This window comes from Bacteriovorax sp. HI3, assembly GCF_059738875.1.
Map to the genome: position 1 here is coordinate 1122419 of NZ_AP026946.1, position 14782 is coordinate 1137200.

Consider the following 14782-nt stretch of genomic DNA (forward strand, 5'->3'; position numbering starts at 1 on the left):
GAGAGACAAGTATGACGACTTTATCGCAATTAAATGACCTGGCCTACAACTACTGGTGGAGCTGGAATCAGGACGTATGGAATCTTTTTTCATCAATTAACAAAGAAGTCTGGGCCGAGACAAGAAACCCGGTTCTGGTTCTTAAAAATACGAAAGACCTTGAAGCGTCTTTAAACAATGAAGACCTAAAAAAGAAAGTCGGTGATCTTCACTCAAGACTGACGGCTTACTTAAACCGCAAAGACACTTGGTTTGCAAAAAACTTTGCTAACGTCAAAGGGCCGATTGCTTACTTCTCAGCGGAATACGGGATTCATGAGGCACTTCCTATTTACAGTGGTGGATTAGGAGTTCTTTCAGGAGACCATGTAAAGTCAGCTTCTGACTTAGGTATCCCAATGGTGTTCGTAGGGCTTTTCTACTCAAACGGATACTTCACTCAAAGAATTAATGAAGAGGGAAAACAATTGGACCTTTATGGAAAGTTCCAGCCGGAAAACCTTTCATTAACTCCAGTGACAACAAAAAATGGAGAGACTCTGGTTTTTGACCTGGAACTGGCAGAAAGAACAATTAAAGTTCAGGCCCACAAAGCGATGGTTGGTTCAAGTGAACTTTACCTGCTTGATTCAAACCACCCGGCTAACTCTGAAGCTGACCGTTTATTAACGGCAAAGCTTTACGGGGGAGACAGAGAGATGAGAATTTCTCAGGAAGTGATCTTGGGAATTGGGGGAGTAAAACTGCTTAAAGCTTTAGGGATTGAGCCATCGGCTTTCCACATGAACGAAGGGCACAGCGGGTTCTTCCAGTTAGAAAGAATTAAAAACGCAATGAAAGAGCGTTCAATGACTTTTGATGAAGCTAAAATTCTTTGTGCTTCTAACTGTTTATTTACGACACACACTCCGGTTCCAGCAGGGAATGAAGCTTTCTCACTTCCTTTAATGCATAAGCATTTCTTTAAAATGATCAAGGCATTTAATATTTCTTGGGAGCGTTTTGTTGAACTAGGAATTGTTCCGGAAAAAAGTGATTACAAATATTTTAGCTTAACTGTGTTTGCGATCAATGTGGCCCGTTTCTATAACGGGGTAAGTGAGCTTCACGGAAAAATCGCGCAGAAAATGTGGCGCGACCAATGGCCTCAAGTTCCGGAAGTAGAAAACCCAATGTCTCACATCACTAACGGTGTTCACGTTCAGACGTGGATGGCCCTTGATGTGAAAAATCTTCTTAATGAAACAGTCGGGACAAAGTGGGAAGATGAACTTGCTAACCACGACTTCTGGAAAAAAGCAGGGGATATCTCTAACTCTAAAATCAGAAAGACGAAAGTTGCTCTGAAAGGAAAAATGATTTCCCTGGTTCGCGCTCAGCTTAAAAAACAGTTAAAAGAAAACAATGAATCTCAACAAGAGATCGACGCTGTAGACACTTACCTTGATGACAAAACACTCGTGATCGGTTTTGCCCGTCGTTTTGCAACTTATAAGCGTGCAACTTTAATCTTTAAAGACTTAAAGAAACTTGAAGCACTTGTTAATAATCCAGATCGTCCAGTGGCCTTTGTCTTTTCAGGTAAAGCTCACCCTCAAGACGTTCCAGGACAAAAATACATTCAAGAGATTTATAAATTCTCACGCATGCCGAGTTTAAAAGGAAAAGTTATTATCCTTGAAAACTACGACATGAACATCTCTCGCCACTTAGTAAGCGGCTCAGATGTTTGGCTAAATAACCCAAGACGCCCAATGGAAGCGAGTGGAACATCTGGACAAAAAGTTCCTATTAACTTTGGTCTAAACTTCTCTGTTCTTGATGGATGGTGGAGAGAGGCCTTTGATGGAAACAATGGATGGGCCATCGGTGAAGAAAAAGACTTCGCCAACGATGAAATCCAGGACTACGAAGATGCGATGGATTTCTACAAGACCCTGGAGCAGACGATCTTGCCGCTTTATTACGCTGATAAAGCAAAAGGAGAAAATGGATCAAGTGCTGCTTGGATTGAAAAAACGAAGATCAGTTTCGTGACAAATATCTCGCGTTACTCAACTCATCGTATGGTTCAAGACTATATGACGAAGTTTTATGCTCCGGCCGTAGCTTACGGAGACAAGTATAAAAATAATGGCGACCTGATTAAGACTTACCTTGATAACCGCCGTGCTCTAAAGATGAACTGGAAAGGAATGTATTTCACTTATGTTCATTTTGATGGAAACCATGTTGAAGTGCCTTCGCAGTTTGAGAAGAGCTGGAATTCGCCACTTCACCACGTGGAGTATCCGGCAGAATTTACATTTCCAGGTCGCGTGTTTGAAACCAATGAAGCTCACATTCACCTGGGGACTTACCTGGGCGATTTAAAACCTGAGTCTGTAGTTGTTGAAGCTGTCATTTGTGATTTAAAAACGGATGAAGTGAAAACTGAAAAACTAAGACTGAAAGGGCCGCTTGAAGATGGTGTGGGGCACTTTGAATTAAAATTCAAATCTAATGACTCGAAAAAAATTCGTTTTAGAGTGTATGGCCATGACAACTTCCTGGTTCATCCGTTCGAGTACGGATACATGATGTGGTATTAATTGATGGATAGAAAAAAACATTCTGGGATTTTATGTCATGTCACCAGTCTTCCGACGTCGTACGGGATTGGTGACTTTGGGCCTCAGGCCTATGCCTTTATTGACGATCTTGCCAGATCTGGGCAAAAGTACTGGCAAATCCTTCCGATTGGGAACACTGATGATTCAGGATGCCCGTATGCCACGGACTCAGCTTTTGGCTGCGCTGATTATTATGTCTCTCCAGATCTATTGATGAAGGATTATGAAATTGATCCGGCCCTTTACCATAAGTTTATCTTAAATACCGAGCGCGTAGATTTTAAGCGTGCAAAAGTAAATAAAAGAGAAGCGCTCCAAATTGCTTACGCTAAATTTCTTCCTTCATCAGCTTTTCATCAATTCTTAAAAGATGAGAAGGACTGGGTTGTCGACTACGCAACCTTTAGGACGTTGAGTGAGACCCGTGGCCAGGATTTCAGGGCATGGGGAAAAGCAGAGCTGACGAGTGAGGAGCAAAAACTGGTGGACTTCCATCTCTTTTGCCAGTTTGTTTGTTTCTCTCAACTTTTAGAATTAAAGAAATACGCTAATTCAAAAAATATTAAACTGGTTGGAGACCTCCCAATCTTTGTTTCTTATAACAGCATGGACGTTTGGAAAAACCCTCAAGAGTTTTATTTAAACGACAAACTGGAAATGGAGTACGAAACAGGTGCGGCACCAGATGCTTTCAGTAAGACTGGGCAGAAATGGGGAACACCAATTTATAACTGGAAAGCGCAAAAAGCAGACAACTTTGAATGGTGGAATAAGAGGCTGAGTTTCTTAAAACGCTATTTTGATGTGATCAGAATTGATCACTTCAGAGGATTTGTTGCGACCTGGATTTCTAAGGTCAGTGCTCCTGATGCTTCAGAAGGTCAGTGGTATGAAGGACCGGGAGAAGAGCTTTTTAGAAGTCTTCGCGATTACCCGGAGATCATTGCTGAAGATTTAGGTTACATCACACCTGAAGTCGAAAAATTAAGAAAAACTTTTAACTTCCCAAGCATGCGAGTTCTCGAATTCATGTTGGGTGGAGCAAATAACCCACACAAGCTGACAAACTATGAGTTTGATACGGTTGCTTATACCGGGACTCATGATTGCGATACCTTAATGGGATGGTTTAAGAGTTTATCCAAAGAAGATAAGGAAAGAGTGGAGCACGACCTGCAAGTGGTCAGTCCTAATCATTGGGAAATGATTAGCGTCTTAATGTCGTCACCTTCAAGAATTGTGTTTATTCAAATCCAGGATCTCTTAGGTCTTGGTTCAGAAGCTCGTTTTAATTACCCGGGGACTGTGCAGCCTAAAAACTGGAGCTGGAAGCTGGAGTTTAAAGATGAGCGCAGAATCGACTGGCAGAAGCTTGGGATGATCACTGCTGAAAATGACCGCGTGGAGAAAAAAGCTGTATGTGGTTAAGTTGGGCCTTAAGTCTTTCAACGCTTATTCTAGGAATCGTTGCGGTTTACGTTTACGGTTTTTCAAAAAAAGATGCTTACCGCTTTTTTTATCCTGCATTGGTATTATTTGTACTCTTTAGTTTGGTGCCGATCTCTTACAGTGTGTACGTATCATTTACTAATTTAAAGACGGGGCATCTTTTAGAAAGAAAAGATGTGGTTGAACTCTTTCAAAATGAAAAAGTGATTCAACCGCGCGTGCCTGTTCTCGATTTTCAAATTTTAAAATACCCAGATTCCTACCTCCTTATCGTAGATAATTTATCCGCTTCTTTTAAGAAGGGTTATAAAGTTGTGGCGTTGGAGTCAATGACTAAACTTCCTCCGGGAGGAGAGAAGCTCTCACCAGCAGAGGTTTTAGAGATCATTGAAAGTCATCCGGGCTTTGAGATCGTTCATCCGGCCTTTGGGGCCTATACGTTTTTTCGCAGTGACAAGATTGCCAAAGTTCGTCTTCGTTACGAGATGACTGAGACGGGAAGTTTCAGGGACACTCTTACAGGTGAAGAGCTAAAAGAAGATAAAGAAGAAGGGCAGTTTAAACTCAACGGCGAAAGTGTGGGGCCGGGGTATTACACTTTTACTGGTCTACAAAATTACAAAGAGCTCTTTTTTGATCCGGCCATTAAATTTGTTTTCTTAAAGTCGATGGTGTGGACATTCACTTGGGCCTTTATGTCGGTGATGCTGACTTTTTTTCTGGGGGCCTTTCTTGCGGTTTTACTCAATGACCTGGGCGGGAAATCGAAATTTTTCTACCGCATGGTTTTTATTATTCCGTATTCAATTCCTTTTTTTATTTCAGTTTTAATCTTCAAGGGAATGCTTAATAAAGATTTCGGAGAAGTGAATCAGTTTTTAAGTTTCTTTTCAGTGAGTCCTGTTCCTTGGTTAGAGCAGAAGATGTGGGCGAGAGTCAGTGTTCTTATGGTCAACCTGTGGCTTGGATTTCCTTACATGCTCTTAGTTATCACAGGAATTATTCAGTCGATTCCTAAATCTATTTATGAGGCTTCATCACTTGAAGGAGCGACGAAGTTTCAAAACTTCCGCTTCCTGACTTTTCCTTTAGTGCTCAGAGCGATGATTCCACTTTTGATTGGGTCATTTGCTTTTAACCTCAATAACTTTGTCGGGATCTATCTTCTAACAGGAGGAGGCCCGGTGATTTCTGATGCCAGCACACCCATTGGTGAAACGGACATCTTAATCTCTTATACCTACCGTTTGGCCTTTGAAGGCTCTCAGGGACAAAACTTTGCCCTGGCCGCGGCCGTCTCGATGTTGATCTTTGTGATCGTCGTCGCGCTGACGTTGATTAATTTTAAAGTTTCTAAAAAGTTGAGTCGCTCATGAGCCAGTTTACGAAAAAGAAACAAAACACAGAACGTTTACTCATTCACCTGGTGTTGATCGGGATTGCTTTGATTGTTCTTCTGCCGATTTTTTCGATCGTGACTATTTCTTTAAGTAAGAGCGGGTCTCTTAAATCAGGTTTTAGTCTTTCAGAGTTTAGTCTCGATAACTGGAAATACATCCTGGGGATTCCTTACCAGAACGCTGTCGGTGAAACCGTTGTTTCTCCTTATCCAATGATGAGATGGCTTTTTAACAGTCTTAAAGTTTCTCTCTTAAGTGCATTTTTGATGCTCTTTTGTTCAACGACGGCCGCTTATGCGCTTTCTCGTTTTAAGTTTAAGGGAAAAGAGGCGAGCCTGATGTTTTTGATGGTCATGCAGATGTTTCCTAACATGATGGCGATGGTGGCCTTTTATTTTATGTTGGATTTTATCGGCGTTCATATCCCATGGTTGGGAATTGATACTCACGGAGGATTGATTCTTATTTACTTAGGTGGAACACCTTTCAATATCTGGCTTTTAAAAGGTTACTTCGATACGCTTCCTCGTTCGATTGAAGAGTCGGCGAGAATGGATGGTTGTACACACTTTCAGGCCTTCACTAAAATTGTTCTGCCTCTTTGTACGCCAATGCTGGCGGTGATTGGGCTCCTTACTTTTATCAGTACATTTTCAGATTTTATCCTGCCTTCCATTCTTCTGAAATCGCAGGATCAAATGACGTTTGCCGTAGGGATTCAGATTTTTATCAGTGAATCTTTTGCCAGCCGTTGGGGGCAGTTTGCCGCCGCTTCTATTTTGGGAGCTCTTCCTATTTCACTTCTCTTCTTTTCTATCCACCGCTATATCGTCGATGGACTTTCTCAAGGTGGAGTTAAAGGTTAAGGTTGTCGCCGGTGACGCTGTCAAAAAGGTGAGCGAAGTGCAGTTTGAAATAAAACTCTGCGCTCTTTAAGTCTTTTGGCAAATGCATCGCCGGGATAAGGCCCGTGATTTCGCCGTCGGCGTATTTTAAAATCACATTGGCCTCATGACCTAAAAGTTCAGTGAAGAGCACTTCAAACTTAGCATTCCATCCCGCTTCTTCACTGCTGTGAAGAACGATATCTGTCGGGCGCACGCCAAGCACGGCTTTTGTGGGAGAGAGTTTTTTTACAGTATGAAAAATTGTTTTGTTTTCTGGAAGTTTAAAACGGAAAGCGCGCTCTTTTCCTGTGGCATAGATTCCATCAGCTTCATAACTTAAATCCACTTCCATCAGGTTCATGGCCGGAGTTCCGATGAATTCACCTACAAAAGAATTTTTTGGGTTGTTGAAGACTTCCTGAGGAGAGCCGACTTGCTCAATTACACCTTTTCTAATGATCACCAGTTTATCAGCGAGAGTGAGAGCTTCAAGCTGATCATGAGTCACATAGATTGATGTTCCTTTCTGATCGAGATGAAATTTTTTAATTTCCGATCTCATCTTATGACGAAGTTTGGCATCAAGGTTTGAAAGAGGTTCATCGAATAAAAAGATCTTAGCGTCTTTAACAATCGCTCGCCCCATGGCCACGCGCTGGCGCTGACCACCTGAAAGATCTGAAGGTTTTCTCTCAAGGTATGATGTCAAATCGAGAATGTGAGCGGCCTTCTTTACTTTTTCATCAATAGTCTTTTCGTCGGTCTTATTGATCCTTAAACCAAAGGCCAGGTTTTCATAAACATTCATGTGTGGGTAAAGGGCGTAGTCCTGAAACACCATGGCCACTTCGCGTTTACTTGGTGGAAGGTGAGCGATGTCTTTGCCGTTTAAAAGAAATTCACCGGCAGTGATTTCTTCCAGACCTGCAATCATTCTTAGCATCGTCGATTTTCCACAACCAGAGGGGCCGACGATAACAACGAATTCGCCCTGATTAATTTTCAGGTTGAAATTGTCGATGATAGTCAGTTTGTTGTCGTAGCTCTTAACAATATTTTTTAATTCAATCATACAAAACTCTTAGAAGAATGTTTCCATTTGTAGCCCGTAAGAGCCACCGGCCAGTTTGTTGGCGTAAGTAGGAGCGTTCTGGGCAACGTTAGACTGATTGGCCTTGTTCCAGAATGAGTGCGTATAGAAAGCACGAAGAACTGGGCGTCCCCAGATGTTTTCATTCACACTTAATTGAGGAGCAAAGGTCAGACGAGTCAGTCTTCTTGTCCCGCCATTTTGAACGATACTACTTCCCACTTCTGTCAGGAGGTGGAAGTTTTTTGTTACTCTGTACATTGGGCGGGCACCTAAGCTCAGCCATTGCTCTTTTGTATTGTCTTGTTCAATAAAACGCTCGTGGCTTAAAGCAAGGTGAAAGGCCCATTTCTCACTCACATCAAAAGTGGTGTGATTGATAAAGCGCAGGCGCTTTTGTTTTCTCTGCATATTTCCAGCAGTGATTAAACTATCCCCGTAAAGGTTGAAGTTGTTCATCACTCCCTGGCCATACATTAAAGCAAGGTGATTGAAGCCTTTGTCGTTTAAGTTGAAATCAAAAAGAGTTCCGATGACAAAGCCTCTGGATTTTTCGTAGTGAACTTTAGTTGTCGAATTCGTAGACTCTGGAGCATGGCCAAAAGCAAGCCAGACGTTTTGTTTTAACCACGAAGTGTGTTCGATATTTTTTAAGCGGGCATCGTAAACAGTGATTCCTTGTTTTCCGATATTCGTTCTAGTGTCAGTGACACGCTTTAAGTAGGCGAGAGAGAGTTTTCCACCAAGAAGGTCGATGTTGCCGATACCACCACCGTTACCATTCATGCTGCCGAAGTAGTAATAGTCATCAATAAAGACATCTTGGTCGCGGTAGAATCTTTTTCCAACCCAAAAGCTCCACGGCATTTCAGTCACACCTGACATTTCAGCAAAGGCCTCAACGAAGTTGGTGCTTTGAGTGCTCGATTCTGTGGCATCATCTCCATTGTGACTGTTGGCAATTCTAAATTGAGTGAAGACGTGTTGCGATTCTGTTTTTACGTGGTGAAAAGTAAGAGCTAATTCAAGGTAGTTTGTGCACTCGTTTCCAAGACGGAATTCGTTTCTGCCAATGCCACCCCAACCGCCGGCCCCTTGGTTATAAAAACATTCCTGGTCGCCACCAAAAGTGTTGGTTCCCGTTCCGGCCCTGGCGTAACCGAAAGTTGTGACGTCTTTCATGTCCATGGCGCGCACGCCCGGAGCAAAAAGAGACGAAAATAGCAGTGCAACCCATAGATTTTTCATAAATTAGACCTGTTTAATTGTCCTGTGAGATTGCCAGAAAGTTCGCACTTTTTCCACTTCCCTGAGAGTGAAAAAGGCGTTTGGTGTACGCACCTTGTGTGCACTTTGTACGCAAGAAAATTGCAAAGATTTACGAGTCTTGGTATCACTATTTTATTATGAAAATTTATGAATTTAATGACCCAATTGAATACGTTAACCGCCAATTCTCACTGAAAAAAGAAGTGAACCCGCGCTTTTCTCTGCGCTCGTACGCTAAGCTTCTAGGGTATGAGAACCCAAGTTTACTTTCGAGTGTTTTAAAAGGTGAAAGAAAGTTAAGCACTGAGCTTGCTGATAAAATCGGGCACCAGCTTAACTTAGGGACAGTAGAGCAGAAATACTTTCAGCTTCTCATTTTGTACAAGTATGCAAAGAACGATGCGGAAAGAATGATGTATACGGAGCTTTTAGAGGCCACCAAGCCAGATACAATCAATTCACAATTTTCAGTTTCAATCGACTCTTTCCGCTTCATTGATGACTGGTATCACGCAGCTATTTTAGAGATGATCGAGCTTAAAAATTTTAAGTTCAATTATGAGTGGATGGCCAAAAAGTTAGGGCGTGGCCTTAACCCGGAACTGGTTGAAGCAGCGGTGGCTCGTTTGGTGCGTCTGGGATTATTAGAAGATCACAAGAAGACTTTAAAGAGAAAAGAAGGGAACTTTGTCGTTGATAAGAACATCCCAAGTGATGCTATTAAAAAGCACCATGACCAATTTATCCAGTTTGCCCGTCAGGCGATTTTTGATCAGCCGATTAATGAAAGAGACATCAGAAGTTCGACGATCACCCTGAAAAAGAAGAACTATAAAAAGGCCCAGGAGATTTTAAAGAAGGCCCATGCTGAATTGGTGGAACTTTCTTGTAAAGATGATGGAGAAGAGGTCTATCAAATCTGCTCTCAATTGTTTAAACTAACGTCCGATAACGAATCAACTAACGAATAGGCGGTTATTGAGTATGAAAACGAGAATTCTTGTTGCGATGATTTTTACCCTGGCGATCTGTAAGTCAGTTTTCCCATCGGGAACGACAATCGGAAATGGTATTTCTGTAAACTCTGCTAAGAAAGAAAAGATCTGTAAGATCGACGGCAAGGAAGTAAAGAAGCCAATCGACGATAAATGTGAAGAGGTTCTTCCTGAAACGAAGGATAAAAAAGAGGAAGCTCCTGCCCCTGCACCTAAGAAGTAGTTAAAAATACACGGGCCATTGCTTCAAGTCTGAAGCAATGGCATAATAGCTTCATGAATATCTAAAATCCCGCCATTTAAATCCCTTATACATTTTCATTTCATTGATTAATTAACGTTTGTTTATTTTTTATTTATTGGAGTTTTGCCATGAACACATCTCGCATTTGTTTTGTTTTTTCTTTTATCAATTTCATTCAATGCGAGAGTGTAAATGCTCATACGAAAATTAATCATAGGTCTTCTAAGCTTCTATGCGATTGAGGTCAAACGAGCTTCTTTAAAGAATGCTGAGACCAGTCCGATCCAGGTCGAGCGCGAGCTGGAGTTAGAAATTGTTAAGAAGCGCGAGGCTAAAAAACAGAAAACTCGCCTCTATGACAAGAGAAAATGGAAGAAGAAACAAAGGTTTAAAGAGCCTGCTTTTAAAATAAAGGGAACTAATCCTAAAGACGTACGATTCAGCAACCAGCAGAAGATCAGACGGATGTTTAGAAATAGTTAGAGAGAACTTAGAGACAAAGAGAGTTTGTTCTCATAGACTTTGTTCATACAACTTCTCAAGGTGGAGAATTTTATGAATAAAGGATTATTGATCCTCGCTCTTCTTGTCTCAAATATGGCCTTTGGTTCTGAAAGAATCAGAAGCTATGAAGTCTCTGTGAACCCATTAAAAATGAATAAGATTGCTTCACAGTTTGAAGTGGTCGCAAAGCGTGCTCACGGTTTTGAAGTGTACGTTCAGGAAGAAGACGTTAAGGCCTTCCTTCTATTGGCACCAAAAGCGAAGCTTCTTCAGGAAAATATTCATGTAGAAAGAGATGAAAAAAGTCTCAACCAATATAGAAAGTACGCTGATGTAGAAGCTGATCTAAAAGCGCTTGTCGCAAGTTATGGCACTCTGGCAACACTGGAGACCTATGGTGTCTCTAAAGGTGGAAGAAACCTTTACGCACTAAAGATTTCTACTGGTGGCGAGAATAAACCAAAAGTTATGGTGACAGCGGCCACTCACGGGGATGAGCTCATCACAACTGAAGTGCTTTTTTCTTTAACTAATGAGCTTCTAAGCGGATATGGAAAAGACCAAAGACTTTCTAAAATTTTAAATGGCCGCGATATTTATATTGTTCCAGTTGTAAGCCCGGATAGTTTTGAAGCGCGCGAAAGATACGTGCAGAGAAAAGACCCGAATAGAAGTTACCCTTGGCCGGATAAACCAAACAATCCAACAGTCGATGTTATTCAGGCGATGATGGATTATACAAATAAGATGAAATTCACTGGCTCTCTTGATCTTCATGCTTACGGAAAACTAGTCATGTATCCATGGGCCTATACGAGAAAGGCCCCAGCGGCCTCTGACGTGGTTATCTTTAAAGACCTGGTTGAATCTATGGCCAAAGAAAACCAATACGAAGCGGGACAAATTTCAACAACCATTTATGTGGCCGAAGGAAGTAGTGCAGATTACTTTTACTGGAAGTCAGGAACTCGCGCACTTGCGGCAGAGTTAGGAAGAGAGAAAATCCCAAGCTACAGTAAAATCCCTTCAATTGTGAACGAGTCACGCGAAATGGTGTGGACGTTTTTAGAATCATTTAACTAGGAATTAAAATATGAAAGTTACAGCTCAACACATTCTGGTAAACCACGAGTACGAAGTAAAAGACATCCAAAAGAAATTAGCGGAAGGAGTTTCATTTGAAGACCTGGCCCGCGATTACTCTACATGCCCTTCAGGAAAAGACGGAGGAATGTTAGGAGAGTTTGGTAAGGGAATGATGGTTCCAACGTTTGAGAAGGCCGCTTTTGCCCTTATGCCGGGTGAAGTTTCAGAACCAGTGCGCACGCAGTTTGGTTTTCACTTAATCAAAAGACTTAAATAAACGATTCAAAGTATTCAAAGATTTTCTTTCTCATGAGGACGGTCGTTAACGTTCCGGCCTCATGACCTAGTTTGTAGCGGTCTATGGTATGAGAGGGGCACTCCCGGGCCAACAATTCCTGAGTCACTGTCGGCACTCCAGTATCTTTTAGCGCAATCACTTGATGGAAAGGCACTTTAATGTCTTTGCATGAAAGACTAGGGTCATTTTTTAAATAACCACGAAGATAAGTTTCATATTGATTGACATCACTCATGCCAAGCGTTCGCATGTGTCTTTCTCTAAAATCTCTGATTTGTAAAACTGTTGAGTGAGCATAAATGTAAGGCAAGTCTCCTCCGGCCACCGCAAACCACGCCGCTTTTATTCGCGGGACATAGGCAGTGATCAAAATACTAGTGATTCCTCCCTGGCTTGCTCCTAAAGCAAAGACAGGAAGAGTGGAAGGAAGGTTGAGTTTGAAGTCGACGTAGTTGATAAAACTAATAACAGAGACCACCGGGCGGTAGTAATCGCTGTCTAGTTTATCCATGTCGGGGTTGGGTTTGTTGAGTTCTGTTTCAAAAAGATAAGGGACAATAACGACGTAACCTCGTTTTGAAAAATACTGAGCGTTTGATCCTTCAATGGAGTTCACTCCACCAATCGTCGGGTAAATCACCAGCATTGCTTTAATAGGTATATCTTTTGGTTTGTAAACGATGGCCTCATACTCATAAGCTTCTATTTTTGTTTTTATTTCAAAAGTTTCGTAGTGGCGGGCATCGAATGTTTGACTCTCTGGAGGGATGGCCAGTGCTGGTGGCATGAAAGTGAAGAGAGAACAGAATATGGTGACCAATACTGTCTTCATAATTAAACCCTAGGCCTCAAAAATAGAGGTCGCAAGAGTTTTTCAAATGACATTTTTGCTGCAGTATCGGTAAGGGCTTAAAAGACCGCGAGTGTCTCGCGATCGTCTTAAAATTGTTAATTACGTGACGGGATTGCTTCTAAAAATTCTCTACAAACAACTTCCACTTCTTCTTGTGGAACCGGTTTTGAAAATGTCGAAACGATTTGTCTTCCAATTACATTCATTCCGATAAATGAAAGCTGCATTCTAATAATCGATAGAACACTGATACCGCCACCACCACTGCTGGTTGCAATCATTCCAGTTTTTCTATTGAAAGTGTCGCGCCAGTTTTTTGTTGAACGGCTAACCCATGCAATAAAGTTGTTAAGTACTGGAGGAGGTCCTCCGTTGTATTCAGGCGCTACGATGACAAAACCATCGACATCAAGGAGGTCCTTGAATGGGGCCACGAGAACCTCTGCCTGGTGGTGAGATTCTGAAAGAGAAGTATAAAGAGGAAGGTTTAGTTCAACCAGGTTCAATAGATGGGCCTCGGCCTTATTGTTTTTAAGGTGAGTGACGATTGATTCTGCTAGTTCTAAGTTCTTCCCGACGCTTGCGGTAATGACACATATTTTTTTCATCTCAAAAATCTACCCCAGGACCTGGGGTTTTAAAAGGTTTTTTAGGCCCAAGTCCTTGATTTCGCCAAGATCACTTAGGCACAAAAAAGACGGCCCCCTGTAATCTTTTCAACAAGTCCCCTGATTTTTAGGGTTCTGTTAGCATCTCTTTATATGAGGAAAATACTTGGGACTATTTTATTCATGCTGTGTCTTTCTATGCAGACACAAGCTAAGGTGTATGAACATACCCAAGGGAATCGCTTAACTCTTCTGGAAGATCCTGCTGCGGCCGTAGACTATAAAGTTGAGCTTATTAAAAAGGCCAAGCACCACATCAACATTATTACTTTTTTTTGGGACGACACGAATGTTCCAAAGCGATTAGCTGAAGAGCTCAATAAGGCCAATGCCCGTGGAGTTGAAATCCGCGTGCTGTCGACTTTTATCTCAACGATTGGAGTGGACTTTTTTGGGCAAGGAAGAAAAGAGCTCGATCCGACAACGGATGCCGTTTTTGCCTATCTACAATTAACTCCAGGCACTCAATTTTCTCTTACACATAGTTTACATGAAAAGATTTTCCTGGTGGATGGTGAACTGGCCATCTTAGGGGGAAGAAATATTTCTGATAGCTCACTTTCTGGAAAAGATATGGAAGTGGAGCTGCGTGGTCCGGTTGTTAATCAAGTGCAAGATCACTTTAAGCGCATGTTTGATTTCATCGTAGGGCAAAAGATTCAAACGAATTGTGCTTCAGATGAAACGACAAAATGTGAGGATTCATACAAGCGCATGATCTTTAGTGAGAATGATAAACACTTTTTTCCGGTGCAGCCTGCATATGAAGACGGAGATGAGGCCCGTATCCTTTCTCATGAAGCCGTCCTTCACCAGTTTGAAAAAGGAATGAATAGAAGAGAGCGTCTTCTTCAACAAGACGACATCCTGGATACAGTGACAAAGATCGATTTTAAAAAACTTCGCGCTTATAACTACTTCATGATCCCGACAAAACGCTACAGAGACTTCCTGGAAAAAAATTTAAAGGAAGGGGATTCAATTGAAATCATCACTAACAGTTTAGAGTCGGCGAAATTCTCTAACAATGCCGGATACATTTATTCTCTACCAGATGCCCGTCAATTAGTTCTTGATGGAATTGAGCTCTACCAATGGCAGAGAAACCAGAAGTTAAATTACGTCCATGAGAAAGTGCTTATCTTTGATGAAGACCATGTGATCATTGGCTCACACAACTTCGGGACAGGAAGCACAAGCGTGAGTAATGAAATTGCTGTAGAGATCAAATCAAAGAGAATTGCTTCAAGACTAATTGAGGTTTTTGAAGGCGAAAAAGAAAACTCAGCAATTACTAAAAAGGCCGATGTGGAACTTCTGGATAAAGAGATCTCTCAGCATGAGAGATTAATTGAAATTTACAGAAGTAAAATCTTAGGAAGCGTTCTGCGCGAGATCTACTAAAAAGAGGGACCGAAGTCCCCCTT

Annotated in this window: 14 protein-coding genes; 10 read left to right on the top strand and 4 right to left on the bottom strand. The window is 41.8% G+C overall.

The features are described from left to right. Window positions 1–11 precede the first annotated feature (11 nt). From glgP to malG, 4 genes are read left to right on the top strand one after another with little or no spacing between them, the layout of a single operon-like run. Complete coding sequence (gene glgP, locus AC6JA8_RS05605; RefSeq protein WP_497976155.1) at window positions 12–2591, top strand: alpha-glucan family phosphorylase; 2580 nt, start codon at window positions 12–14, stop codon at window positions 2589–2591. Window positions 2592–2594: 3 nt separating this feature from the next. After that, window positions 2595–4040 carry a 4-alpha-glucanotransferase gene (gene malQ, locus AC6JA8_RS05610; RefSeq protein ID WP_497976156.1) on the top strand — a complete coding sequence of 482 codons (1446 nt, stop codon included), beginning with the start codon at window positions 2595–2597 and terminating at the stop codon, window positions 4038–4040. After that, window positions 4031–5437, top strand: coding sequence for an ABC transporter permease subunit (locus tag AC6JA8_RS05615; protein ID WP_497976157.1), 1407 nt, complete (start codon window positions 4031–4033; stop codon window positions 5435–5437). The genes malQ and AC6JA8_RS05615 overlap by 10 nt, the downstream gene beginning before the upstream one ends. After that, window positions 5434–6327, top strand: a complete 894-nt coding sequence (gene malG, locus AC6JA8_RS05620; protein ID WP_497976158.1) for a maltose ABC transporter permease MalG — start codon at window positions 5434–5436, stop codon at window positions 6325–6327. Before AC6JA8_RS05615 ends, malG begins: the two co-directional genes overlap by 4 nt. Here the strand turns inward: malG and AC6JA8_RS05625 are convergent. Together AC6JA8_RS05625 and AC6JA8_RS05630 are read right to left on the bottom strand one after the other, a co-directional pair. Continuing rightward, window positions 6317–7420, bottom strand: coding sequence for an ABC transporter ATP-binding protein (locus AC6JA8_RS05625; RefSeq protein WP_497976159.1), 1104 nt, complete (start codon window positions 7418–7420; stop codon window positions 6317–6319). The two genes, malG and AC6JA8_RS05625, sit on opposite strands and share 11 nt — an antisense overlap. Before the next feature lie 9 nt (window positions 7421–7429). After that, window positions 7430–8686, bottom strand: a complete 1257-nt coding sequence (locus tag AC6JA8_RS05630) for a carbohydrate porin (protein ID WP_497976160.1) — start codon at window positions 8684–8686, stop codon at window positions 7430–7432. A gap of 158 nt (window positions 8687–8844) precedes the next feature. Between AC6JA8_RS05630 and AC6JA8_RS05635 the strand changes: the two genes are divergently transcribed. From AC6JA8_RS05635 to AC6JA8_RS05655, 5 genes are all read left to right on the top strand, one after another. Then, complete coding sequence (locus AC6JA8_RS05635; protein WP_497976161.1) at window positions 8845–9678, top strand: TIGR02147 family protein; 834 nt, start codon at window positions 8845–8847, stop codon at window positions 9676–9678. Between the two features lie 13 nt (window positions 9679–9691). Continuing rightward, on the top strand, window positions 9692–9925 hold the full coding sequence (locus AC6JA8_RS05640; RefSeq protein WP_497976162.1) for a hypothetical protein: 234 nt from the start codon (window positions 9692–9694) through the stop codon (window positions 9923–9925). 213 nt (window positions 9926–10138) lie between these two features. Further along, the gene (locus AC6JA8_RS05645; RefSeq protein WP_497976163.1) at window positions 10139–10429 is read left to right on the top strand and encodes a hypothetical protein; all 291 of its coding nucleotides are present in this window, start codon (window positions 10139–10141) and stop codon (window positions 10427–10429) included. 72 nt (window positions 10430–10501) lie between these two features. After that, entirely contained in the window at window positions 10502–11533 is a 1032-nt protein-coding gene (locus tag AC6JA8_RS05650) for a M14 family metallopeptidase (RefSeq protein ID WP_497976164.1), read from the top strand. A gap of 10 nt (window positions 11534–11543) precedes the next feature. Continuing rightward, entirely contained in the window at window positions 11544–11813 is a 270-nt protein-coding gene (locus AC6JA8_RS05655) for a peptidylprolyl isomerase (protein ID WP_497976165.1), read from the top strand. On the opposite strand, the gene AC6JA8_RS05660 is transcribed toward AC6JA8_RS05655, so the two are convergent. Both AC6JA8_RS05660 and AC6JA8_RS05665 read right to left on the bottom strand, forming a co-directional pair. Beyond that, window positions 11806–12666, bottom strand: a complete 861-nt coding sequence (locus tag AC6JA8_RS05660; RefSeq protein ID WP_497976166.1) for an alpha/beta hydrolase family protein — start codon at window positions 12664–12666, stop codon at window positions 11806–11808. The genes AC6JA8_RS05655 and AC6JA8_RS05660 overlap by 8 nt on opposite strands. Before the next feature lie 116 nt (window positions 12667–12782). Further along, window positions 12783–13295, bottom strand: coding sequence for an NADPH-dependent FMN reductase (locus AC6JA8_RS05665; protein ID WP_497976167.1), 513 nt, complete (start codon window positions 13293–13295; stop codon window positions 12783–12785). Between the two features lie 153 nt (window positions 13296–13448). On the opposite strand from AC6JA8_RS05665, the gene AC6JA8_RS05670 reads away from it, so the two are divergent. Beyond that, entirely contained in the window at window positions 13449–14759 is a 1311-nt protein-coding gene (locus AC6JA8_RS05670) for a phospholipase D-like domain-containing protein (RefSeq protein WP_497976168.1), read from the top strand. Window positions 14760–14782 lie beyond the last annotated feature (23 nt).